This window comes from Marinobacter salinexigens (assembly GCF_008370345.1).
Taxonomy (GTDB): Bacteria; Pseudomonadota; Gammaproteobacteria; order Pseudomonadales; family Oleiphilaceae; genus Marinobacter; species Marinobacter salinexigens.
Window position 1 is genome coordinate 774,514 of the sequence record NZ_VTUU01000001.1, and the last position, 24,559, is coordinate 799,072.

The window sequence follows — 24,559 nt, forward strand, 5'->3', positions numbered from 1 at the left end:
CCACGTTGTGCCCGTATCGGGAGCCGGGATTAAAGCGTCTGTAATGACTTTGGTATAAACCCATCAAGGATCTCGGGAAAAGGGACAGGTTTTGATGTGCAGAATGAGAGTGTTGGTTGCCTTGATGCTTATGGCTTTCTCTCATCCGGGGATGGCGGAGTTGCGGCCAAGAATTGCCGTATTCACCGTTGCGGATACGCCATTCTGGACATTGGTCAGTCGTTTTGCTGAAGCCGCAGGAGATAGCCTGAACGCCGATGTTGATGTGTTCAACCTGCAACTGAACCGGGTGAGATTCCGGGAACTGATGGACGAGGTGATCTCGGACGAGACATCGGGCTATGACGCCCTGGTTTTTCCCAACTTCCTGAAAACGGCGGCGGGTGCCCTGAAAACCTGTGAACTGAACCGGATTGTGTGTGTTCTTTACAACGGGGACCTTGAAGACAACGAGCGAAGAACCCTCGGCAAGCCGGGGCAGCACTTGCAATACTGGGCTGCGCACCTGGTGCCGGGCGATGCCAATGCCAGCGAGACAATGACGCAGATTCTGGTACAGTCTGCCCGCGAACAACGCCCCCAGGGGGCCCTACAGATGTTTGGTGTCAACGGTTACCGGTTTGACCAGCCTGCAGTCGATCGCGCTGCCGGTCTGAATCGGGTACTGGCTGCAGACCCCGGGTTGCACATGCATCAGGTTGTTTACACCGACTGGAGTGAGGATGATGCCCATTTCCGGACGCAGCGCCTGCTGGAACGGTACCCCGAGACCCGGATCATATGGTCAGGCAATTACCGGTCGACGTCGGGCGTTCTCAGGGCCCTTCATGAGGCGGGGTGGGTGCCGGGTAAAGACGTAAAGGTTAACTCCTTTGGTTTCGGCGGCAGCGCCATGGAGGAACTGGCGGGGGGCGAAATTGAGGTGACGGCAGGCGGACACTTTATGGAAGGGGCGTGGTCCGTTGTTGTCGCGTACGATGCGGTTATGGCATCCAAAGGGGCGAAGTCCCTGGAATACTATGATCTGAAAACGCCACTGCTGATTGTCACCCGTGAAAACCTGGCGAAAGTTCGCCGGGTTATGTCATTGCTGGAGCAACAGCCTGACAGGCTTCGCCGGGTAGATTTTGCGAGATACTCCAGGGTAAGGGGGAATCAGGACGGGCCCCATGAGTTTTCAGCCATGGACGTATTCGATGCCCTTGATGAATACGAAGCCTCAGCGGAATCGAGCCCTGTAATCGCTCGGTGACAGCCCTGTGTGCCGACGGACAAGCCGTGAAAACGAACTGACGTCCTCGTACCCGACCTCCCGGGTGATGGTTTCAATCGTCGCTGTCGATGACTCCAATCGTCTTCTGGCTTCCTCAACCCGTAATAATTGCAGGTAGGTCGTTGGTGAATCTCCTGTAGCAGCCTTGAAGCGGCGCATCAGCGAGCGACAGGTCAAACCAGCCTCATCAGCCATGCGTTCAAGGGTAACCCGGGCGGCATAGTTGCCGTCCAGCCAATCCTGCAGTTTCGTGATCGCTGCATCGTCATGATATCGCTTGGCCTGCAGGGCACTGTAGGGAGCCTGGCTGGTTCTGCCTGCATCTATCACAAAGGATTTTGCCAGTTGCCGGGCGACCTCCGGGCCGGCGTAGCGTTCCACCAGATAAACCCCGAGATCCCACCATGCCATACCTCCACCGGCACACGCGATGGGGCCATCTACGGTAATCAGCTTCTCCGGTCGACAGATTACGGAAGGGAAGCGCGTCCGGAACTGGTTGCTGAAGCCCCAATGTGTGGTTGCTTCCCGGCCATTCAGCAGCCCGGCTTCGCCGAGAAGGAAGGCTCCGGTGCAGTTGCTGGCCAGTTGAAGGCCCTCTTTATTCTGATGTGACAGCCATGTAACCAGTTCCGGGTTCTGCTCCAGAACGGGCACGATGGGGCCGCCAATGGTTGGGACAACAATCAGATCAGACTGGGCAGTTTCCGGGGAATTCCAGGAGCCGTCGGCCAGCAGAGTGAGGCCGTTGATACAGCGACAGGGGCCGCCATCCCGTGTAAGCAGCCTGGTTTGGAAAAACGACTGCGGGCTGTCGCCCTGAATACGAGCCCAGGTAACCCCTGCCAACCGGAACAGGTCGATGATACCGGTTATGGCACTGGCAAGGGCGCTGTCGAATCCGATAACAGAAACGGTATACATAAGTGTTAATGGTTTATCAGGGGTTGGCGATATTGACCATGATTATGTCATATATGCCGGTTTCTTCCTTCCACCTCCTGTGACACTCTTGGTTCCAACAACAGGAGACCAATAATGACTGACACTCTGATCGACCGCCGCGACCTCGCGTTCCAGCTCTACGATGTGCTCGATACCGAGAGCCTGACTGGGCGGGAGCGCTTCAGCGAGCATAGCCGGGACACCTTTGATGCCGTTATCGAAACCGCGGATAAAATGGCCCGGGAGAAATTTGCTACTCATAACAGTGCTGCGGACAAAAACGAGCCACGGTTCGTTGACGGTCGGGTGGACATGTTGCCGGATGTAAAGGAAGCCTTCGATGCCTATGCCGAGGCTGGTTTTATTGCCGGTCGATACGACTATGAACTCGGTGGAATGCAATTACCCGAGTCCATAATGGCCGCCTGCAACGGCTTCTTTACCGCCGCCAACCCTGGCACAGCAGGTTACCCCTTCCTGACCACGGCCGCCGCGAATCTGATCCGGGTGTTTGGTAGTGAGCAGCAGAGAGCTACCTTCCTGCCTCCAATGCTTTCGGGCCGGTTCACCGGGACCATGGCGCTGACGGAGCCTCACGCAGGCTCCTCCCTGGCGGATATTCGCACCTCGGCTACCCCGACCGATGACGGCCATTACCTCATTAAAGGGGCGAAGATCTTCATCTCCGGCGGAGAACAGTCCATCACGGAAAATATCGTGCACATGGTGCTGGCCAAGATCAAAGGTGCACCCGCAGGCGTCAAAGGCATTTCGCTGTTCATCGTGCCCAAGCTCCTGGTGGATGCTGACGGCAAGGCAACGGGGCGCAACGGTGTCAGCCTGGCTGGCCTGATCCATAAACTGGGTTATCGCGGAACCACCTCTACTGCCCTGAGCTTCGGCGATGATGCTCCTTGCCACGGTTATCTGGTGGGTGAGCCCCATCAGGGCCTGAGGTACATGTTCCAGATGATGAACGAGGCCCGGGTAGGGGTCGGTTTTGGCGCAGCAGTTATCGGTTATCGTGGCTACATGCACAGCCTGGAATATGCGAAGGACCGTCTACAGGGGCGCAAGCCTTCCGAGAAGAATCCGGAGGCGCCGCAGGTTCCAATTATTGAGCACGCTGATGTGCGGCGTATGCTGCTGGCACAGAAGGCCTACAGCGAGGGGGGGCTGGCGCTTTGCCTGTATGGTGCCCGGCTTATGGATGATCTGCACACTCATCCGGATCAGCAGAAACGCATGGAGGCCGGCAAACTTCTGGACCTTCTTACTCCTGTCATCAAGGCCTGGCCGTCAGAATTTGGTCCCAAAGCCAATGATCTCGCTATTCAGGTCTATGGTGGTGCCGGATATACCCGGGAGTACCCGGTCGAACAGTGCTGGCGGGATAATCGCCTGAACCCGATCCACGAGGGTACCAACGGCATCCAGGCGCTGGACCTGCTTGGCCGGAAAATCTGGCAGGACCAGAGCCATGGCCTGCAGTTACTGATGCAGGAAATGCAGGTGGATCTCCAGGCCGCATCCAGCGACCGTTGCCAGCAGTGGGCGTTGTCTCTGAGTGAAACCCTGCAGCAGGCGGTGAAGGTCACCCAAAGCCTTGGCAAGTCCCTGATGAGTGAAAACCCGGACCATGTTCTGGCCAACGCATCATGTTACCTGCACCTGTTTGGCCACATCATTGTGTCCTGGATGTGGCTGCGCCAGGCCAACGCGGCCGAAATGGCGATGGCTTCAGCCGTAAACGATGATGATCGGAACTTCTACCAGGGGAAGCTTCAGGCTGCCCAGTATTTCTTCCACTGGGAACTCCCCACTGTCGCCCAGGACCTGGTGTTGCTGAAAAATCAGGATGATACTTGTCTGAACATGAAAGCGGAGTGGTTCTGATGAGTCTGGTTAATGTAACGAAGAAAGGCCATATCCTGCTGATTGGTCTTAATCGTCCGGACAAGATGAATGCCATGAACCGGGCTATGTACCATGAAATTGCGTCTGCCTATTACCAGTTGGAGCAGGATGACGAGCTTCGGGTAGGGCTTATGTACGCCGAAGGGGACCATTTCACCAGTGGTCTCCAGCTGGACGACTGGGCTGGCGTATTTGCTAACGGCAAAGGGATCGAACCCGGTGAGGGGGAACTGGACCCGTTCCACATAACCGGGCCCGGCCTCAGCAAGCCGGTGGTATTCGCCGCCCAGGGAATCTGTTTCACCTGTGGTGTCGAAATGATGCTCAACACGGACATCCGGGTTGCCGCCAAAGGCACCCGCTTCGCCCAACTGGAAGTTAAACGGGGAATCTTTGCCTGCGGCGGCGCGACCATTCGGTTGCCACGTGAGATCGGCTGGGGCAATGCCCAACGATATTTGCTGACCGGAGATGAATGGACTGCCGAACAGGCTCATAAATGGGGGCTGATTCAGGAACTGGTGGAGCCGGGGGAACAGTTCGCGGTTGCTTACTCCATTGCTGAGAAGATCGCGAAGGCTGCCCCGTTGGGGGTTCGAGGCAGCCTGAAGTCGTCGAAAATCTCGGTCAGCGAAGGTCAGGAAGCAGCCAAACAGCAGCTGTTTCCTGAGTTGCAGCCGGTCATGTCCAGCGACGATGTAAAGGAAGGCATTCAGTCTTTCCTTGAGCGGCGGGATGCCGCGTTCAAAGGTCGCTAGCGATCAGGCCGCCCGCTCTTCAGACTCTGATGCATGGCGGGCGGCCACCTCCGCGGCAAAATCTGCATACCTGGCCATCAGTTCATCTTTCCGATCCGGGTCCCAGTTAATTCTGGTCAGATCGCCCTTGTAGTGTTCAATGACCCGCTTATCCATCTCTTCATACCACCACTTGGGCACGTAAGCCGGCAGGAGCATGGAGGCGTAGCCACCGGGCAACTGCGGGGCGTTCTCGAAGTGACGAAGTGCCTGGAAGCTGCGGCTTGGATGAGCGTGGTGATCCGAGTGGCGTTGTAACTGGTAGAGGAACAGGTTGGTCACAATATGGTTGCTGTTCCAGCTGTGTTCCGGCTGAGTGCGTTCATATTTTCCATTCTTGTCCTTCTGGCGTAACAGGCCGTAATGCTCAATGTAATTCACGCTCTCCAGCAAGCTGGCACCATAAACAGCCTGCGCTGCCAGGAAAGGAACGGCGCGGGGGCCGCAAACCAGCGTTGTCGCGCCAAAGAAGCCCGCACTCATGGCCCAGCCCTGAAGTAATTCGTTGTCCAGACTCCAAAAACTCTTGCCCTTACGCGCCAGCCGGGCCTTCTCGATTCTGATGGATGACTTTATGCCCCCAACCACCGTTCGCGGCAGGAACTTCCAGAAACTTTCACCCATGCGGCTACTGGCCGGATCTTCGGGCGTCGCCACTCGCTTGTGATGGCCAAAATTGTGTTCAACCACAAAATGGGTATAACCGGTGGGCGCCAGCGCTGCCATAGCCATCAGTTTGTTCAGTTTGTTGGTCTTGTGTCCGAGTTCGTGAGCGGTGTTGATGCCAACGCCGTTTATGGCGCCGACCGTCAGGGTCAGGCCTATCCTGTCTTCCAGTGGTGTTTTCTTCCGGCTGGCAAGCCAGGCTCCCATGAAGGTCATTGCGTATTGGGTGGGAATGAACGCCTTGACGATCCGCTCGTAGTACTTGTCCTGTTCAAGTGATTTCACTGCCGAATCTGGTGGATTGCTCTTATCTTCGCCGATTGCGCGATCCAATGCGGGGATAAGCCCATGTACCAGAGCTGGCCCGGTCCAGGCCAGAGCTTTCAGCTTTTTCGGTGCGAGGGCATACCCCGTCAGCGCTGCCAGACCGATGCCGGGCAGCGCCGGGCCCAGCAGCCACATATAACGCTTGGGATCCTTCCACGTTGCTTCTGAGTCAGTCGCAGGATGGGGGGCTTCTGCTTTCGTTGACTGTTCGATCTTTGGTGCGCGTGTCCTGGCATTCATCTCTTGTTCTCCGTTGCTCTGCCTTTTATAAAATTTATGTCGGACAATCTTGCAATGCAACAAATGGTGAAAGTATGAATGAGGGTTGGCACGTAATGACATGCCGGTTGGAATTGGCGAATCCGGTAATTGTGGGCCAGACTTCGGATATCCGTTCTCTGAAGCGGCTCGGCACTACTTGATAACAAGAAAAACAGCGGAAGAAAGGGTAATAAGCCATGACCGCCTCAAACATTCCCGCCAGAACCGCCGATTGTGTGGTTCAGGGTATGCTGCGTGATTACCTGATGTCCGGGCGCCTCGCGGAAGTGATTTATCGTGATGGTGCCGGGCAGATCTGTACTGTCCACGACGTAATACGTGATTTATTCAGCCGGGCCGGCGAGGACTTTATTATGCTGGGCCGGGGTAACCTGGTGGGTATAGATCATGTGCTGATGATTGACGGGTGCCAACTTACCGGAACCGGGGACTAACGAAAGAATATTTGCAGCGTATTCCGGGCTGGCTGTCTGCGCATCTGTCAAAAAACGTTAATCGTACTGTCTTTTTTCTGTTCGCCGTCTGTCACATTCGGTTACGAAACTGGCCTCTCTAAAACGTGTCCTCCCTAACGATGAGAGATAAGAGATGGCCAAGCACGATATCGACCCGAATTATATGGACCCGAACTACGAGCCCGTAGTCAACCATTCCGACAACACCTCCTTTCAGCAGGTTCTGGCTGCACGTATGGGGCGTCGTACGGTCATGAAAGGCACCGCAGGCGCAGCACTGGCCAGCGTGATGGGGTTGGGCCTGGTTGGTTGCAGTGATGACGATGATGACAATACTGCCGGTACCGACACCGGTTCGAATACGGACACTGGCTCAAGCACTGCCATCGAATTCAAAGCGGTAGCTGTATCAACCGACAACACCGTTGTGGTTCCTGAAGGCTACTCTGCCCAGCCTTTCCTGGCCTGGGGCACGCCTATCACCGGTTCTTATCCCGAATACAAGAATGACGGTACTAACACCGGTGAAGAGCAGGAACAGCAGATGGGCATGCACCATGACGGCATGCACTTCTATCCTATCGATCAGAAGGCCGGTGGAAACAGTTCCACCGAAGGCCTGCTGGTTATGAACCATGAGTACATTAACCAGAGCGCCTTGCACGCTAACGGCGCGACTTATGACGTTAATGGCAACCGCCCGGCTGACGAGGTGCGTAAGGAAATCGCCGCTCACGGTGTTTCTGTTGTGCATATCAAACAGAATGACAATGGTGTTTGGGACATCGTATTTGGCAGCCCGTTCAACCGTCGTGTTACCGGCAACACCGAAATGGACATCCGTGGCCCGCTTCGTGGCTATGAAAAGCTGGTGACCAAGTACAGCAACGATGGAACGGAAACCCGCGGTACCCTGAATAACTGCTCAATGGGCCCGACTCCCTGGGGTACCTATCTGGCCGCTGAAGAAAACTGGCACGGCTACTTTGCCAACAGCGACGCCACCCAGCCGCGCGAACAGATCCGTCACGGTGTTGGCAGCTCAAGCCGTTACGACTGGGAACTGGCCGATAGCGGCGCTGATCAGTACGTTCGCTTCGACATCAGCACTAAGGGCGCCACGGCCCAAGAAGACTACCGTAACGAAGCCAACACCTATGGCTACATGGTCGAGATCGACCCGTTCACTCCGGAACAGAAGCCTCAGAAACGCACAGCCCTGGGTCGCTTTGGCCATGAAGGCGTGATCTTCGCACCGGCCGTTGAGGGCCAGCCGATCGTTTGCTACTCAGGTGACGATACCCGTTTCGAGTGCATCTACAAGTTTGTTTCAAAGCAGCCGTACTACGCTGCCACGGCAGGTGGCTACCTGCTGGATGAAGGTACTCTGTACGTTGCCCGCTTCAACGAAGATGGCTCTGGAGACTGGCTGCCGCTGGATCTTGAAGACGCTGATTTCAAGGCCAAGGTTGATGCGGCTGTCGGAACGGATGTGGGCTCAATCACTGGATTCACAGGCTTTGATAACCAGGCCGAGATTCACCTGAACACCCGTCTGGCGGCTGATATTGCGGGCGGCACGCCGATGGATCGCCCGGAATGGGGAGCCGTAGATCCGAACAGCGGCATGGTCTACTTCACGCTGACCAACAATAGCCGTCGTACCGAAGACGATGTGAACGCAGCCAACCCGAATCCAGATAACCAGACCGGCCATATTATTCGCTGGGCTGAAGCAGACAACGATCATACCTCTGTCAGCTTCGAATGGGATATCTTCGTATTCGGCGGGTTTGAAGGTACAGAAACGGTGGTTGATGGTGAAGCTGCAATCACCTTGACCGACGAAAACATCTTCGCCAGCCCCGACGGCCTGTGGTTCGACTATAACGGTCGCCTGTGGATCCAGACTGACAACGGCTATGAGAAAGACATCTTCGGTAACGATATGATGTTGGCCGCCAATCCTGAAACCCGAGAGATCAAGCGCTTCTTCGTTGGTCCTCAGGGCTGTGAGGTTACCGGTGTTACCTCTACTCCGGATGTGAAGAGCATGTTCGTTAACATCCAGCATCCGGCAGCCAACTGGCCGGACGCCAGCGATCCGCGTCCCCGGGATGCCTGTGTTCTGGTTACCCGCGACGATGGTGGTGTGATCGGCGCCTAAGCACCGCTCCAGCCATCACCTGCAAGCCGAAAACCCGGTCTGTGCCTTAATGGCGCTGGCCGGGTTTGCGGCTTTTGTCGTTTCAGAAACGCCCTTCCTTGCCGGTATACTCATAAAGCGCACTAATTAGGAGCACTAAAGTATGAGTTATAAACTCATACCATTTCTTTATGCTGCTGGATGGCTCTGAACAAAATGAATACCAATAAAATAATAATGATGAGGTTGTTATGGCTCTGCTTGATCGGACGACGGTTGTATGGGGCGTGGCTCTGTCCGTTATCGTCCTGGCTACAGGTGGCACGGTGGCACCGATGATCGGACTGGACCCGGGCTCGTTGATGATCGGTCTGGCGGTGGGATTGCTCGCCGCGTTAATTTTTTTCATCGTCAGGGTTCTGGAACCCGTGGAACGCGGAATCCGGGAACTCAATGACGGTACTCTCCCTCAGAACCATCCACTGCGGGAGCAATGTCGGCAACTGCTATCGGAAGCCAGTGCCGGCCGTGCTCTTGTAAAAACCCTCTCTGGCAGCGCAGACCAGAATGCGATCTCTGCGGCCCAGGTGTCCTATGCTGCGGATCAACTGAAGTTACGTCTTGACCGCCAGGTAGAAGAAACCGCCCAGATGGCGGACTATGCGGGTCAGATTACCGAAACGGTTCGGGAGTCTTCGGAACAGGCCACGGAGGCCGCTACCATGGCCCACCAGGCCAGTGCGACCAGTGCCGAGGGACGCCAGGCGTTGATTGACGCCATTGAACGCATTCGCATTGTGCATCAGCAGTCCGGGGAAAACCTGCGCCTGATTCAGGAGCTGAACGAGAAGTCCAACAAGATTCAGGGTGTAACGACCACGATTGAAGGGATTGCCGGGCAAACCAACCTGCTGGCCCTGAACGCTGCCATTGAGGCGGCTCGTGCCGGGGAGCAGGGCCGTGGTTTTGCGGTCGTAGCTGATGAAGTCCGTCAACTGGCAGCCAGAACGTCCCAGGCGACGGGCGAAGTGGCTGAAACCCTGCAGGAGGTACGCTCAGATACCACCCTGATTGTGTCGCGGATCGAAGACCTGGCCCGCAGTGTGGAAGAAGGTCTTGAATCGGTGGAGAGTGTGGGCGAGCGGCTTGATCAGATTCGTGATCAGTCAGATCGAGTACAACAGCAGGTTGCCCGTATCGCCGAAATCGACCAGAACAACGAGCAAAGCCTGCAACAGGTGTTCTCTGCCATCGAAACCGTGCGGGACCAGATCTCGGAAAGTGATGCAAGCGTAGCCTCTCTGGCGGAGCAGGCAGGGACTCAGATGGAGCTTGCTGAGAAGGCAAATGCGGCATTTGCGCTCAATAGTGAGGCCAGTTATCACCGCTTCTTCTACGATCAGGCCAAGGCAGGGGCAGGGCAGATCGGCAAACTGTTCGAGCAGGCCATCAACTCGGGGCAACTTCCGGAGTCCTCATTGTTCGATAAGAACCGTGAGGCTATTCCGAACACCCTGCCGCCCAAGTACGGAAGCCGTTTTGATAATTTTACCGATCAAAACCTGCCGGCTATCCAGGAGCAGGTCAAAGATTCACACCCGGCCCTGGTCTTTGCGATTTCCTGCACTCCGGATGGGTACGTTCCTACCCATAACAGGGAGTTTGCCAACGCACCAACAGGAAAGCCGGAGGTTGACCTTGTTAAGAGCCGCAGCAAGCGCCTGTTCAATGATCGCACAGGCATTCGTTGCGGGACTCACACCGAAGATATGTTGTTGCAGACCTATCGGAGGGACACCGGCGAGATCATGCATGATCTGTCTGTGCCTATCTTCGTGAATGGAAAACACTGGGGCGGGTTCCGGCTGGGCTATCGTCCGGAGAATCACTGATTTCTGGTACTGGCGGCTGGCATCGGGCTATGTGGTAGACTGGAAGCAGACAATCTGAAGGAGAGACTGCTTTGGCTGACCAGGACTACATTCCCGCCAACCCCGACCCAATGGCACAGCGTTCGGACTATGCCCGTAACCTGGCGGTCGCGGTCTATATCCTGCAGGCGCTGTCGTTCTTCGTCGGTGGGATTACCGGTCTGATTGGCGTGATTATCAATTACGTTAAACTGGACGATGTTCGCAACACCTGGATTGAACGCCACTTTCGCTGGCAGATCCGAACCTTCTGGATTGGCCTGCTTTGGACCGTTATCGGCATTGTGACCACTCCACTGATTATCGGCTGGTTCTTCCTGCTGGGGATATCGATCTGGATTATCTACCGGATCGTGAAAGGAGCTCTGGCGCTCAATGAGGGTAAAGCTCCGGTCTGAGGCTTTACCCCTTCTGTTCCCGGCTTTGCCAGTGCTCCACTTCAACACACAGGGCGCAGTGGTCTTTTGAACAGGCGTCCGGATCGTGTATCTGGATGCCGTAGAGCTGGGTTGGCTGAAACTGCCTGGCAGTTCCTTTCCGAGCCGCTTCATCCAGATAATCTTTTAATGCCTGAACGGCATCTTCCTCACTGGCAAACGGCCCAAGGTCGTTACATTCCCGGGTTCTTATATACCAGCCCTGAGTCGTTTTCAGAAAACGGTTTGATTTAACTGGAACGGCTGGAATGACGCCGGGATCGCTCCCCTGATGCATGTCTCCGTTTGCAGGCAGTGAGCCTGTGTTGCGGTTGGTTGACCGCTTGACCTTTCTAATCATCAGAAACTCTGTTTACCCGACTTTCCCTAACCATAACGCCCGCGAGTCGCAATTGGTTGCATTTCTTTGTGCTGCACGAGCAAACAAGAAGTGCCGGATCTTTCCCAAATGTAAAAGATTGTCGCTGGCTGTATCAGAAGCAAGGGGAGATGGTGGTGTTCGCTGTGTTTTTTTGACGAATGCAACGTTTTGTAAAAACAGCATTTTCACATTGCGGTAGTCCGGCCCTGTGCTAATTTTTGGTTGTATGCTTATGTGTTTTGTGACGCAGATCAATGAAGTTTCGGCCAAGTGCATTTTAGACAAATTGGCCTAATCTGAGAACCGCGTATAAGCAGTTATACGCATGTATCCGTGTGAGTAGACGAAAAAAAGGAATAGAAAATCATGAGCAGGGCGCGACGACTGGTTAGTCAAATCTCGGCAGGGTGTCTGGTGTTCGCAGCAGCCGGGCTACAGGCAGACACGATTCAACACGAAAGTGAGTTTTCCCTGATGGGCAGTTACATCGTGCCTGATGACGAGCGAACCGACGAATACGGCATGGCTATGAGAGCCAGTTACGGGGCTCGTCTGAATGAATACTGGTGGCTTGAACCGACACTGTTTACCGGCGTGATCGAAACGGGTCGTAACGGCGGCAGTGATTATTATCAGCAGGGTCTGGGCGTCGATATTGTTTATCGACTGTTCGGCAACTCCAACTTTACCCCCTTTGGCCTGCTGGGTGCCGGCGTTTCACGAAATGACGTGGCCTACAACTCAGCCAGTGAAATTGGCGGCTACGGCAACATCGGACTCGGGCTTTTGAGCTCGCCATTCACTGACTCCGGTCTTCGGCTCCGCGGTGAAGCACGATACCTCTACGACAGCTACGACTCAGGCATGTCGGATCTGCATTTCTCTTTAGGCGTTACCGTGCCTATCGGCGCAACCCGGCGCCAGATTGTTGAAAAGGTCCAGTACGTCGAAAAAGAAGTGATCGTTGAGAAAGAGCGCGTTGTGGAAGCCGCCGACTCGGACAACGATGGCGTAGTCGATGGTGTTGACCAGTGCCCCAATACGCTTGAAGGACTGCAGGTTAACGCGGTGGGGTGTGTTGAAACGGATAAAGAACAAAGCGTGGTGCTTCTCGGTGTCACCTTTGAATTCAACTCTGAGCGTCTGACAGCCAATGCCAGGGATATCCTGGTCAAAACTGCTGATGCTCTGAAAGGGCAGGATGACCTGAGAGTGGAACTGGCCGGTCATACAGACAGCGTTGGCGCTGCCCAATACAACCAGCAGTTGTCCCAGAAGCGTGCAGACTCGGTTCGGAATTACCTGATCGATCTGGGCGTGGCTCCAAGCCGACTGGAGGCTAATGGATACGGCGAATCGCAACCGATTCGCAGCAACGACACGGAAGAAGGGCGCGAGCGCAACCGTCGGGTTGAGTTCAATGTGATCTCGAAATGAGGTGGGAGAAGTAACGATGAACGGAAGTAACTATAAATGGTCTGCGGCGCTGCTGTTTGCGCTGGTTGTAGGGCTGGCGGGGTGCACATCGGACGGCGACGCGGTGGTTGAGGGCAGCGGTTCTGATGTGGCTGGTGATACCCAAACCTTTGATACGGATGGCGATGGTGTTCTGAATAACGCGGATTCCTGTCCGACCGTTGCTAACTCCGGTGTCGATGCGGATGCCGATGGCATTGACGATGCCTGTGATACCAATATCGGCACGTCCAGCGATACCGATGGTGATGGGGTTCTGAACTCTGAAGATAACTGTCCGACGGTTGCTAATGCTGACCAGACCAATACTGACTCAGACTTGTACGGTGATGCCTGTGATGGCGACGATGATGGGGATGGTGTTGGTGATGCCAGCGATAACTGTCCGCTGGTTGCCAATCAGTCTCAGGCGGACCTGGACGGAGATGGTATCGGTGACGCCTGTGACACTGACATCGACGGTGATGGCACCAATAATGATAGCGATGCTTGTCCGTACGTAGAGGGCAACGATGCAGCGCTGTGCGACGGCACCGTAGATACTGATGGTGATGGCATTCCTGACGTCTATCCCAACGTAGAGCCGTACATTACGGATGGCGTTGTTGGAGACGCATGGGATAACTGTCCGGCTGATGTGAACCCTGGCCAGGAAGATCTCGATGGTGACGGCGTAGGTGACGTATGCGACACCGACACCGATGGAGATGGTATCGACAATGAAAATGCCCTTGGGCAGCCATTGGATAACTGCCCTCTGGTAGTCAATGCTGACCAGGCGGATACAGACGGCGATGGTATCGGTGATGCGTGCGACCTGGTGAATGATGCCGAGTATGCCTGTGGCATTGACGGCGAGCAGTTTACACCTATGCTTGCCAGCGATGAGGATGTGACTGCATCTGCGTCTTCAGATTTGTCGGATTGCCTCTTGGGAATTGGTCTGATCTGTGACGTTCAGTCTCCGACAAATGTTGTCGATGCCGATCTGGCGAACGTTGCGACCATGCGGAATACCGATCTGCTGGGACTGTCTACAGTCAGGCTGCGTGTGGCGGCAACGACAGGGTTTGCCTACCCGGCATCCAACGCTATCGGCATCGCCTTTAACGAAAGTGCCCAGGTGCTTCAGGCTGATTTGATCGGCGGCAATCTGATTGTTCGCACCAAACTCAACGGCGTGACTCAGGAAGAAAGCTCCGGCGACGGCATCCTGGATTTGGACCTGCTTGGCGCATCCGGTGTGCTGGGAGGTACTGATACAGCGTTCCTGGTATTCCAGACCGACAGGCGCTTCGACTCAGTCGAAGTTGAGTTTGCCCCGTCTCTGCTCTCTCTGCTGAACGAAGTTAATGTTCAGGCGGTATGTGCGAGCAAAACTGACTTGTAAACCCGGGTGTAAGCAACGGGGCATGAAGTTGACGGCCCCGAACAAAAAAAGAGCCGCATTTGCGGCTCTTTTTTATGCAGTGTCAGCAACTCAAAGATCGCTCACGTAGCTCAGTGCAACAAGGCCCAGAGCAAGGAGAATCACTGCGCTGATGACCTTTTTGCGGCGCTCAGGAGGAATCAGAGAGGGCTCTTCAGGCCCCTCGTTGTCTGCGTTACTCACTGCCCGGCCTCCCGTCTGGCGGGAAGGCGGCGCGTGATTTCAGCCGGCTTCAGAGTGTCTTTCATCACTTCTCCACTTTTTAGCTAGAGAATACTTCTGTTGGAGACACTTCCCTGTACGGCTTCTGCTAATCCTTTAACGAAAATTCGGCCATTCCTACAAACAGCCCGTTTGTAGGAATGATTACGGTTTATAACACTTTTTCTTTTATACGTCAGTGGTTACGTCCGGCAAGCGGATAGCGAAGATCATTCCCGCTGCGCCCATGACACCGAGTACGATGATGACGGTAATCTCGGAGATGGTGGATAACCAGGCAGTAAACCCGCCGGTCACCAGAAGAAGCAAACCAATGACTGTGTTACTCACAGCGGTATAGTCGGTTCGTTTGTTGCCGCCAGCCATATCCACCAGGTAAGTCTTTCGACCCAGACGAACGCCGGAATGGGCTATTCCCAAAAGGAAAAAGGCGACCGGATAGAACCAGGCACCACCGGCATCAGTACCCCAGATCAGACCGATTATGCCGACCCCGATACAAACGGTACTGGCCATCCCGGCACCACGGATCATGACTTTGCGGCTGGACACATCCGCCATCCAGCCCCAGAAACTGGCGCTGAGGGAGCTGGCGAGGCTGCTGGCAAGCAGGAAAACACCCAGCATCCAGCCAACGTCTGAAGCCTGTTGCGCCAGAACCACAAAATATGGGGAGGCAAGCGCCGAACAAAGTAACAATGCCCGGGTGATAACGAAGTTCCGGAAAGGCACGTCGTCTCTGAGCAGGGAGAGGCTCTGTAGCGCCTGGGTCAGAGCGTTGCTGCCACCATCGGTTTCACCTTCAAACTCCTGAACACCGGCAAACACGAAGCCGGCAATGACCCAGAGCACAGCAGCTAATAGCAGGAGTAGGGTATAGAAGGTCAGGCCGGGATCACCCTGATCCCAGAACAGCAGTACTGTCATGATCACTGTCAGAGAACCGCCGATGGTTGTCGCCAGTCCGGAGAGGCGGCCGCGGCGCGTTTTGGGTATGCATTTTCCTTGCACATCCTTCATGGCCACGGAACAGAATCCCCGGGCCAGGGAAAACGCGATCAGCGCAAGGATGATCCCGCTCCCCGCGGCATACCCCTGGAGGAACCAGACGCTGGCAGCCATGGCCGCGACGCTGAGTGCCTGCCCGAAACTGCCGAGTGTCCAGAACCACTTCCGTACCGCTTTGCGCCGTACCCACGCGGCAATAACCATCTGGGGTACCATCGAGCCGGACTCACGAATGGGTACCAGCCAGGCGACCAGGGCAGGAGCGCCCACGGCGCTCATCAGCCAGGCAAGGACCGTCTTGGGGCTGATCAGCAGGTCGCCGAGTTTGGTGAGAATGTTGCTGGTGAGAACCAGGAAGAAATTGCGGGGCACCTCCCGGCAGGCTTCGTCGGGGATGTCCTTGCAGACCCTGGCATCTTCCTCATTCGCGATCAGGCTGTAGAGCTGATCAATGGCATCCCGATTCTTCACAGACAAATTTCCGCCCTCCAGTGAAATGAACGCCAAGGATAGCAGGTGCCCCGGCACTCATTAAGGGCAGGTGAGGACTGATCAGACGAGGTGGTGATCCCACTGGACTGGTAGGCTGGCGAGCTCCCGGGGTTGTTGGTTAACACTTATTCTTACCAGTTTGCCGCGGCCGGAAGAGACCATGAAATCACCGCCGCCAAGGGCGTGGACACCTGCACAGTCCGGAATCGCCACGTTGGCGAGAAGCTCGCCGGTACTGCCCTGGAATATCACCGCATGGCCACCAATAGGGGATGCAGCTGCCACAAGATCGTTCTCGGGATGGGCGGCGACACTGGCAATGTAGTTGCCGAGACCTTTCTGGGTTTCGTCGTCGAACCGGATTTCCTGAAGTTTGCCGTCTTGCAGGCGGGCCAGGAGTGGGGGAGATTCGTACAACGGGCCTTGATACTGATAAGCAGCGTATACCCGGCCCTCGCTGTTCACACTGACGTGGCGGGTACTTTGCTGGTGATGGGAGGGGTTAAATCTGCCTGCGATGGCTCCGGTATTGCGGTTCATCAGGATCAGCGACGGCTTCATGGTATCCAGATTGAGCTTGATGCGGTCATAGTCCGGATGGGTCAGAATTCCGCCGAGTCCGATGATCAGGGTCTCGCCATCCGGATGCAGCGTGAGCTCGTGCGGACCAATGCCGTTCAGCTCAAAGGTGTTTACCCGTTTGAACTGATTCCCAGCATCGTAAACCGCAATGATTCCTTCACCCTGGTCGTAACGGCTGGCGGTGGCGTATAGCCATCGACCATCGGGTGAAAAAACGCCGTGGCCAACAAAGTGCTCACCGGGTGCGGCTTTGACTCGGTGGTGACGCTTACCGGTTGCCTGATCCAGAACATAAAAGGACCAGCCGGGCCTGCGTTCGAAAAACAGTACTTCTGCCACGCCACCGGGGCGATTGCAGCCGCTGTGGCATCGGCTATCGACCGCAGATTGCCAGAGCACTTGCCCCGTGCGGTCTATTGACGCTACACCAAAGCTGCCATCCGCCAGGCCCACAGCGCCAGTGTACTGGGCCAGACCGTTGTCAGCTTTTCGTGGCAGCAGGCTGCAGCCAGACAGAGTGGCGGATAGAGTGGCGGACAAACCACCCGCCACGCCGGTCATAAGAAATCGTCTGCGGTTCAGTCGGAAACCTCTGGAATGCATGGTTCAGCTCGCCCTCAATCGCCATCGCTGGAGTTGAAACCGCGGACAACGCCAAGCTCAACGGAGGCCATCTCATTGACCAGCACAACCAACTGCGACAGGTCCACGTAGAAGCCCTGAAGCTGGGAAAATGATTCATCCTGAAGCAGTGTGGCCATCGGTTCGCGCAATTCGGGGAAATGCCCGAGTGCCTCATCGAACTGGCCCTTGATGGACTGGGTCAGCTCGGGCTGGCTGCTGTTATTGAGGAGCAGAGATAACCCGGGGAGAAAATAGGTTTTAAGGCCTTCCAGGGAGGCTTCAACTGTTTTCAGGCTGTTTCCGCTACGCCAGGCGTCGGCGTCATACTTGGACCGCTTTCCTGTGCCACGCATACCCATGGGCTGCGCCAGGCGCCGCTCTTCCAGAATCTCCAGGGCCCCCATGCCGGCACGGATGGTCGCATCCCGGTACTGCTCCGTTGTCAGGTAGCTCTCTCTGAGGGATTGCCAGTCGGACGCCAGAGCTTCACTGTTGTTCTGGATGTGCTCTGCCACCGAGGTCAGCAGACGACAGGTGTTGGCAGCGGGAAGCCCTGTGTCGGACGTGTTGAGCGGCTCATCGTAAAGCAGGTATTCCGCCATCGGGAACCCCTGAACAGCTACCCCCGACTGATCAACGACCTCGGGCGTTACCTCGGCATCGGACTTGATGAGGTACCTGGCTTTTTTGGCGATCAGGTTCTTGGGATCTGGCCAGAACTGCATTTGCCATGCGGTATTGTTGTTCTCAACAGGACCGAAGTCCACGAAGCGGACTTTTTGCCAGGACAGGAAGGCGTTCAGCCATGCCTGCTCGACGGACTTCCGTGAGGCGTAGTCGGGAGACTCGCAGTAGGCCTCTGCAGCCCTGGAAAAGTCGCCAGCGTTGGTCGCGAGTGATTGATAGCCTGCCAGAATGGCGTCGTGCCATAGGCTTCTGGCCTGTTGCTCGATGTCTACCTCTGTGCTCGCGCCCGCGTTGGCCGAGGCGAGGCTCAGCGCTGCGATGCCGATCAGCTTTTTCAGGTCCTGCATGATGGGTCCTCAGAGAGAATTCAGAAAATCGATGAGTGCTTTGCGCTCGTCTTCCCGCATTGCCCGGTAATGTGCTGCTGATGCCTTGGCTTCTCCATCATGCCAGAGCACGGCTTCTTCCAGCGTCCGGGCCCGGCCATCGTGCAGAAAGCCGGATTTGGGGTTAACAACCTGGGCCATGCCAATGCCCCAGAGTGGCGGTGTGCGCCATTCATTGCCGTTGGCCAGGAATTCGTCACGGCCATCGGCAAGGCCTGGTCCCATATCGTGCAGGAGCAGGTCGGTGTAGGGCCAGATGGTCTGGTTGCTCAGATCCGGTCTTGCAACGGTGGCGGTTTTGAAGGTTGGCGTATGACACCCGGCGCAGCCGGATTCATTGAACAGTTCCGCACCGCGCTGCACGGATTCGGAATCCATATCCCGGCGGGCGGGAACGGCCAGGCTCTTCGCGTAGAACGTGACAAAGCCGGCAACCTTGTCGCTCACTTCCGGCGTACCGCCATCGGCGAACCGTTCACACTGCTGTTCAGGAGTGCAATCGGTGGCTGGCTTAATGGATGAGGTCAGCCCCATATCGCCGGCGAAAGCGCCCATGCTTTGTTGATGTACATTGGGCTCCGCCGCTTTCCAGCCGAATCGCCCGGGCACGGTCTGCATACTGGCCAGGTCCCAGACTTGATTTAGCTTGCCGGAAATGCCGTCCTGATTGTTGTCTTCCGGGTCTGCGAGTTGCTTGATATCTTCGATGGCGATGGCTTCCAGAAGCCCCATGCCGATCATCTGAGGCGCGACACGTGGAGAGATAAGAAGGTTCTCGGGAAGCGGGCCATAGTTGGGGTTTTCGATTCGGTATACCGGCTTGCGTAAGGTGACCTTGGTGCCATCGGCTAACATCTCGGTTTGAGGTGTCCACTCAACGATCAGGTCAGCTTCCGGTTTTGCCGCTGGCAGGGCTGCGGTCTGCAACTGGCTGCCATAGACCGGTGCAGGCTTGAAGCCATGCATTCGGAGCAGCTTTGCATCGGTTTCCGGGTCAGCCGGAACGGCCAGGCGCAGGAACAGAGAAACCGGGGTTTCGTCTTTACCTGGGGGGTGTCCGCGACCATCCTTGATATGGCAACCCTGGCAGGAATTGGTGTTGAACAGGGGGCCCAGGCCATCGCGGGCGTCAGTGCTGGCAGGTGCTTCAACCCAGGGATTGCGGAAAAAGCTGTTGCCAACGCTGAAGTCCAGGCGCTTGGTCATGGACAAGTTGCCCTGGGGCAGGGAATAGGCATTGGTGTCCGCCTGTTCGACGGTACCATCTCCGCCGGTGGCGGGGGTTGCCTGGATCGGGTAGCCGGAATGGGATTGTGCAAAAACGGGTGCGCTGGCTATCGCCAGGGCACCCCAAACAATAATTGGTTTCATCTCACCTCAGAACGAGTGACCTGCATCATCCGGAGACAGGGCCTGAATGCCCAGCTCGCGAGCCGCCTGTTCAATGGAGCCGGTCTGTTCGACCAGGGCCATGATTGCACCGTTGACGACAGTCGCGCCGGCGGCATTGCCTGGAGCGATCATCATATCAAAGCTCGTTGGGTTCTCGCTGCTCTCAGCCTTGCTCTTCATCAAGCCCAGCGCTTGCATTGAAGCTTCCAGCTGTGCAGTCAGTTTCACATCCAGCTCCGGGTTAGTCCGGGAGACCAGGTCAGACAGTGACGGACCACTGACTTCGCTACCATCAACGCGCTCGTAGGTGCCGGTGTAGACATTCTGGATGCCTTGACCGTTGTAGTAGTGGGAGTTGTGGGTGTTGTCGCTGAAGCAGTCATGCTCGTCTTCGTAGGAGTTGGCTTCCAAAGCCACTTTCATTCGCTCACCGGCCAGCTCGCCCAGAGACAGGGAGCCCATACCGAACAACATCTTCTGAACACCTTCGTTGGCATCGGCGGCGATCAGCTTGGCGCGGTAGTTGTCGCTTTGCTCAGGGGCCCACTGGGCAACCATCCACTCGAGGTCGGAGACCAGGAGGTCAGTGACGGCATCCAGGTACTGCCCGCGACGTTCGCAATTGCCATGGGTGCAATCCGCGCCTGTGGCGTAATCGGTGACCGGGCGCTCACCAGCACCGCTTTCAAAACCATGGAGATCCTGGCCCCAGAGCAGGAATTCGGTTGCATGGTAACCGGTCGCTACGTTGGCTTCGGAACCGCCAATCTCGTTGAGGCTTGCCAGTAATTCGGGGGTGATGTCCTGAACATCAAGCGTTTCGCCACCAACGTTGATACTGTTGCTTGCCACGATATTTGCGGTTGCACCGGCATTGCCCAGTTCGTGCTGGTAGTCGTCTGCCTGAACGTAGTCGATCAGGCCTTCGTCCAGAGGCCACGCATTCAGTTGGCCTTCCCAGTCATCAACAACGGTATTACCGAAGCGGAAAACCTCGGTTTGCTGGTAGGGAACGCGGGCTGCCAGCCAGGCTTCCTTGGCTGCTTGCAGGTTGGCTTCGGTCGGGTTGGCAATAAGACGGTCAGTGGCCTCGTCCAGAGCCTTCGCTGTGATCAGCGCGTCTTCAAAGTTGGCGTAGGCGAGGTCTGCATAATGCTCGACAACGGTAGCCTTGGTGACCGGCTGGGCATCGTCTGACGCCCACGGTGTATTAGCGCAGCCGGCGGTTACTACAGCTGCAATGGTCAGCGCCAGCGGGGCCGGGCGAAACGTGCTTTTCATTGTGCGCTCCATGTTTTCGTACTTATTTATGTAAATAGAAAGAGTTATCGTTTAGATTATGTTGTCTAATCCCCTACAACGCAAGGGGGCTTTGCAGGCCTTGGTGATTGCGTAGATGGGAGAGAGTGAGTCAACAAGCGATAATTATAAATTTTAATGAGAATGATTTGCAAAAAGTTCTTTAGGTGCTAGATTCAGTTCAGGTCGTGCTCACACCAATGGAGGAAAGACCATGAGCGAATCGGTTGTTCACCTGGCAGGCTCACCAGAAAGCATCTTTTCGGCATGGCAGTCGCTTAGCAGATCGGGAGAAAAAGGGAAGAGGCGGCATCAGGCCAGGGGTAAGCCCCGCAGCAGATCGGTCAATGAGGCGCGCTGAATTCTACTGCGCGACTTTCCGGAAGGTGTCCTCTTGCGCCGATAGGGCTCTGTCGGGCTTAATGGCTCCCGAAACCTGGGAGCCTGACCATGCTGAGCTATTTACACGCCTTTCATGCCGGCAATGTTGCCGATGTGCAGAAACACGCCGCGCTGACGCTGACACTGTCTATGATGCAGGCCAAAGCATCAGGTATAGCGTGTTTTGACACCCATGCCGGCAGTGCCGTATACGATCTGAATAGTGACCGGGCCCGCAAGACCGGGGAATCCGATACGGGTATTCAGGCTCTTTGGATGCGTCGGAGGGATCTTGTCTCTGAGGATTGGAAGCCTGTGCTGGCGTTGCTGGATCAGTTGAATCCGAAACAGGACCGGCTTCGTGTCTATCCCGGGTCTCCGTCCTGGTTTCGCCACTTTCTCCGGACAGACGACGCCCTCACTACTTTCGAATTGCATCCCTCCGAGGGTGGCCGGTTGTCAGACTGGGCAGCCGGACAGAAAATCCGGGTGTTGCAGGAAGATGGTCTGAAAGGCCTGTTGAAACAACTTCCACCCCGGCAACCAAGGTTGCTGACACTGGTTGATCCGTCCTATGAGATCAAATCCGATTACTCTGATGTTGCAGACACGGTGCATAAGGCGTGGCGAAAGTGTCGGCATGGGGTCTATCTTATCTGGTATCCGATCCTCACAAGCGGGTTGCAGCAAGGGCTGGTATCGGCCATCGAAAACAGTGGCATCACCAAGGTGTTACGCAGTGAGGTGAGTCTGAAACTGCCACCAGAACGCGGCATGACCGGGTCTGGTATGCTGATTGTTAATCCTCCGTGGGGGTTCGGAGATCGGTTGTCGGCCATGATGGATGATGTTTCCGGGGCGCAGTGCCTGAACGTTAAACACCGTCTGGATTGGCTGGTCCCTGAATAAGTGATTGGGGCAGGGTTATGCAGGAGCATTGTGATTGACGGAAAATCAAAAACCAGCCACTGAACCATCCAGTTTGCCGGGAGGTTTGATTCCTCCGGAACAATGGAAACTGCCGGAAACCTCCGTTCGCAGGACGGTCAAAGGCGGCATCCGTCACCTTCTTGATCAGCTCAGGGCAGGTATTTCGGTTGAGGATGAGCCCTTTCAGAGTCTGGATGATCTTCCTGTGCTCTCTGCGTCTCAACGCCACCGCTTTGCCCCGGAGCCCGATTTCGCTGCGGTCGCTAATACCATCCTTGAGCAGTTAACGTCTGACCACAGTGGGAATTCAGCTGTCGGGACGGTGCGGCTTATTGTGGCCCCGCCATTTTCAGGTATCCGGGAAGCGCTTGCACGACTACCGGTGGTTTCTGGCAAAGAAAGCGAACAATCCGGTTGGCGGGTAGTTGCTCCGCCAGATGAGCTCCTGATGGACGATGCTTCAGCCCGGCAATGGTGGGATCGGCAGGATCTGGAAGAGCCCTGGGTGATCCCGGAGCTGGCTGATTTCTGGCTGCGGCATACCTCTGGCCTGGCATTGGTCAGGGAGTTGTTGCGGCGGCTGTCGGCCGGTGCGGCCGGCCAGGGCATTGTCGGGTGCTCAAGCTGGTGCTGGCAGTTCTGGCGCGGCTACTGTCCGGATCTGCATGTGTCGCCACGCTGCCCGGCCCCTCTGGATGCTGAACATCTTGGTTGTTGGCTGGAGGCGCTTTCGCATCAGAGTGGCCGAAAGCCAGTGATCGCCCGCATGACCAATGACGGTCTGTATGTGTTGCCCCTTGAAGACGACAGGGCCGGAAAGAAGCTCAAACGCAGCACCTTTCTTCGGGATCTGGCATCCACTTCCCGTGGTATTCATGGAGTGGCTCTTGCGATCTGGCAGCGTGCGCTCAGGGCTCGACCCGAAGAAGAGGCAGATCAGGAAAGTGACACCGTTGTGGAGGGCAGCAGCCGGTTGCCCCAGTGTTGGGTAGCCCCTCTGGAGCAACTCAGTTTTCCGGTTATGCCGCAGAGCAATGGGCGGGAGCTGGGATTTGTCCTGCACGCACTTCTGTTGCACGACGGGCTGAATGAGACGTCGTTGGAACTGGTCACCGGCTTATCGAACGATGGCATTGCCCATGTGCTGTCCCGACTGATGAGGGCGGATATTGTTTCCCGCGCCGATCCTGCCGGACACTGGCATGTGACCGCTCTGGGGTATTTGACGGTTCGGCGCCACCTGCAGAGTTGGGGGTTTCCGGTTGATGGCTTCTGAAGGAGTAGGATGTGGGTGATCTTGGCCTGAAAGACGCGTTTGCCACCGTAACCTCTGAGGCATTGCTGCAGGCTCTGCTGGTGATTTTGATCGCGTCGGCGCTCGTTTTTGCTATTCAGAAAGCCCTTCCAAAACTGGCGGGCAAGGTCGGGGGCAAACCCCGTCTGTACCTGCTGGCAATGGTGCCTTTGCTGAGGCTTTTGATCATTATCGCCACCATCATTATTGTGGTGCCGATTCTGATCGAGCCATCCTTCGAGAACATGGTGGCTATATTCGGGGCCCTTGGGCTGGCGGTGGGGTTTGCTCTGAAAGACTACGCTAACAGTCTCATTGCAGGCATCGTGACCCTCTACGAAATGCCTTACCGCCCGGGTGACTGGATCGAAGTGGACGGAAAATACGGCGAAGTCCGCTACATCGGTTCCCGCACGGCAGAGATTGTCACGCCGGACGATTCCGTTGTCATCATTCCCCACAGTACCCTCTGGAACTCGCTGATATCCAACGGCAACGACGGTACTGATAATCTGATGTGCGTAGCGGAATTCTATCTGGAACCGAACCATGATGTTCGTCGCGTGCTGAGCCTGCTGCGGGATGTCGCCTTCACCAGCCCCATGACCCGCACGTGGATGCCGGTAACGGTGGTTGTTTCGAACCAGCCGTGGGGAATGAAGTACCGGGTAAAAGCCTATCCGAATGAGCCAAAGGAGCAGTTTCACTTCGTCACTGACCTTACTGCCCGTGGTGCTGGGGTCCTGGCCGCAGAGGGAGTAGGATTTGTTTCTGCTCCGGTAGCCGGCGACTGAAGCCCTCTCCGCTTGCTGATTTACTG

Annotated in this window: 21 protein-coding genes; 12 read left to right on the plus strand and 9 right to left on the minus strand. The window is 56.1% G+C overall.

Annotation, left to right across the window (positions count from 1 at the left end):
• Positions 1–94 precede the first annotated feature (94 nt).
• The gene (locus FWJ25_RS03635; protein WP_149598863.1) at positions 95–1,252 is read left to right on the plus strand and encodes an ABC transporter substrate-binding protein; all 1,158 of its coding nucleotides are present in this window, start codon (positions 95–97) and stop codon (positions 1,250–1,252) included.
• Here the strand turns inward: FWJ25_RS03635 and FWJ25_RS03640 are convergent.
• On the minus strand, positions 1,220–2,197 hold the full coding sequence (locus FWJ25_RS03640; RefSeq protein WP_149598864.1) for a GlxA family transcriptional regulator: 978 nt from the start codon (positions 2,195–2,197) through the stop codon (positions 1,220–1,222). The two genes, FWJ25_RS03635 and FWJ25_RS03640, sit on opposite strands and share 33 nt — an antisense overlap.
• 114 nt (positions 2,198–2,311) lie before the next feature.
• Here FWJ25_RS03640 and FWJ25_RS03645 point away from each other — a divergent pair, with 114 nt between their 5' ends.
• Both FWJ25_RS03645 and FWJ25_RS03650 read left to right on the plus strand, forming a co-directional pair.
• Positions 2,312–4,114 (plus strand): acyl-CoA dehydrogenase, encoded by a 1,803-nt coding sequence (locus tag FWJ25_RS03645; RefSeq protein WP_149598865.1) that lies wholly within the window; start codon positions 2,312–2,314, stop codon positions 4,112–4,114.
• A complete protein-coding gene (locus FWJ25_RS03650) occupies positions 4,114–4,893 on the plus strand; it encodes a crotonase/enoyl-CoA hydratase family protein (protein WP_149598866.1) in 780 nt (259 codons plus the stop codon). Before FWJ25_RS03645 ends, FWJ25_RS03650 begins: the two co-directional genes overlap by 1 nt.
• Positions 4,894–4,896: 3 nt before the next feature.
• Here the strand turns inward: FWJ25_RS03650 and FWJ25_RS03655 are convergent, their stop codons facing one another.
• On the minus strand, positions 4,897–6,165 hold the full coding sequence (locus FWJ25_RS03655; RefSeq protein ID WP_149598867.1) for an alkane 1-monooxygenase: 1,269 nt from the start codon (positions 6,163–6,165) through the stop codon (positions 4,897–4,899).
• A gap of 218 nt (positions 6,166–6,383) precedes the next feature.
• On the opposite strand from FWJ25_RS03655, the gene FWJ25_RS03660 reads away from it, so the two are divergent.
• The 4 genes from FWJ25_RS03660 (at position 6,384) to FWJ25_RS03675 (ending at position 11,137) form a co-directional block, all read left to right on the plus strand.
• A complete protein-coding gene (locus tag FWJ25_RS03660) occupies positions 6,384–6,641 on the plus strand; it encodes a hypothetical protein (RefSeq protein ID WP_149598868.1) in 258 nt (85 codons plus the stop codon).
• Positions 6,642–6,795: 154 nt separating this feature from the next.
• Positions 6,796–8,829: a PhoX family protein gene (locus FWJ25_RS03665; RefSeq protein ID WP_149598869.1), complete on the plus strand. Its 2,034-nt coding sequence runs from the start codon at positions 6,796–6,798 to the stop codon at positions 8,827–8,829.
• A 230-nt stretch (positions 8,830–9,059) separates the two neighbouring features.
• Entirely contained in the window at positions 9,060–10,700 is a 1,641-nt protein-coding gene (locus FWJ25_RS03670; RefSeq protein WP_149598870.1) for a methyl-accepting chemotaxis protein, read from the plus strand.
• 110 nt (positions 10,701–10,810) lie between these two features.
• Positions 10,811–11,137, plus strand: coding sequence for a DUF4870 family protein (locus FWJ25_RS03675; RefSeq protein ID WP_438616552.1), 327 nt, complete (start codon positions 10,811–10,813; stop codon positions 11,135–11,137).
• Between the two features lie 4 nt (positions 11,138–11,141).
• Here the strand turns inward: FWJ25_RS03675 and FWJ25_RS03680 are convergent, their stop codons facing one another.
• Positions 11,142–11,516 carry a DUF6316 family protein gene (locus FWJ25_RS03680; protein ID WP_149598872.1) on the minus strand — a complete coding sequence of 125 codons (375 nt, stop codon included), beginning with the start codon at positions 11,514–11,516 and terminating at the stop codon, positions 11,142–11,144.
• Positions 11,517–11,903: 387 nt separating this feature from the next.
• Between FWJ25_RS03680 and FWJ25_RS03685 the strand changes: the two genes are divergently transcribed.
• Together FWJ25_RS03685 and FWJ25_RS03690 are read left to right on the plus strand one after the other, a co-directional pair.
• Entirely contained in the window at positions 11,904–12,974 is a 1,071-nt protein-coding gene (locus FWJ25_RS03685; protein WP_149598873.1) for an OmpA family protein, read from the plus strand.
• Positions 12,975–12,990: 16 nt separating this feature from the next.
• Entirely contained in the window at positions 12,991–14,403 is a 1,413-nt protein-coding gene (locus FWJ25_RS03690) for a thrombospondin type 3 repeat-containing protein (protein ID WP_149598874.1), read from the plus strand.
• A 90-nt stretch (positions 14,404–14,493) separates the two neighbouring features.
• Here FWJ25_RS03690 and FWJ25_RS19995 read toward each other — a convergent pair whose 3' ends face one another.
• The 6 genes from FWJ25_RS19995 to FWJ25_RS03715 all read right to left on the minus strand — a co-directional run bounded on the left by FWJ25_RS19995 (position 14,494) and on the right by FWJ25_RS03715 (position 21,116).
• Positions 14,494–14,625, minus strand: coding sequence for a hypothetical protein (locus FWJ25_RS19995; RefSeq protein ID WP_281292515.1), 132 nt, complete (start codon positions 14,623–14,625; stop codon positions 14,494–14,496).
• Between the two features lie 207 nt (positions 14,626–14,832).
• On the minus strand, positions 14,833–16,149 hold the full coding sequence (locus tag FWJ25_RS03695; protein WP_188093556.1) for an MFS transporter: 1,317 nt from the start codon (positions 16,147–16,149) through the stop codon (positions 14,833–14,835).
• A 75-nt stretch (positions 16,150–16,224) separates the two neighbouring features.
• Positions 16,225–17,349 carry a DUF1513 domain-containing protein gene (locus FWJ25_RS03700; protein WP_149598875.1) on the minus strand — a complete coding sequence of 375 codons (1,125 nt, stop codon included), beginning with the start codon at positions 17,347–17,349 and terminating at the stop codon, positions 16,225–16,227.
• A 14-nt stretch (positions 17,350–17,363) separates the two neighbouring features.
• On the minus strand, positions 17,364–18,404 hold the full coding sequence (locus FWJ25_RS03705) for an imelysin family protein (RefSeq protein WP_149598876.1): 1,041 nt from the start codon (positions 18,402–18,404) through the stop codon (positions 17,364–17,366).
• A 9-nt stretch (positions 18,405–18,413) separates the two neighbouring features.
• Positions 18,414–19,814: a di-heme oxidoreductase family protein gene (locus FWJ25_RS03710; protein WP_149598877.1), complete on the minus strand. Its 1,401-nt coding sequence runs from the start codon at positions 19,812–19,814 to the stop codon at positions 18,414–18,416.
• A 6-nt stretch (positions 19,815–19,820) separates the two neighbouring features.
• Positions 19,821–21,116 carry an imelysin family protein gene (locus tag FWJ25_RS03715; RefSeq protein WP_149598878.1) on the minus strand — a complete coding sequence of 432 codons (1,296 nt, stop codon included), beginning with the start codon at positions 21,114–21,116 and terminating at the stop codon, positions 19,821–19,823.
• A gap of 468 nt (positions 21,117–21,584) precedes the next feature.
• Between FWJ25_RS03715 and FWJ25_RS03720 the strand changes: the two genes are divergently transcribed.
• From FWJ25_RS03720 to FWJ25_RS03730, 3 genes are read left to right on the plus strand one after another with little or no spacing between them, the layout of a single operon-like run.
• Complete coding sequence (locus tag FWJ25_RS03720) at positions 21,585–22,424, plus strand: 23S rRNA (adenine(2030)-N(6))-methyltransferase RlmJ (RefSeq protein WP_149598879.1); 840 nt, start codon at positions 21,585–21,587, stop codon at positions 22,422–22,424.
• 34 nt (positions 22,425–22,458) lie between these two features.
• Positions 22,459–23,721, plus strand: a complete 1,263-nt coding sequence (locus FWJ25_RS03725; protein ID WP_149598880.1) for a hypothetical protein — start codon at positions 22,459–22,461, stop codon at positions 23,719–23,721.
• Positions 23,722–23,732: 11 nt separating this feature from the next.
• The gene (locus FWJ25_RS03730) at positions 23,733–24,533 is read left to right on the plus strand and encodes a mechanosensitive ion channel family protein (protein WP_149598881.1); all 801 of its coding nucleotides are present in this window, start codon (positions 23,733–23,735) and stop codon (positions 24,531–24,533) included.
• The last annotated feature ends 26 nt before the right edge of the window (positions 24,534–24,559 follow it).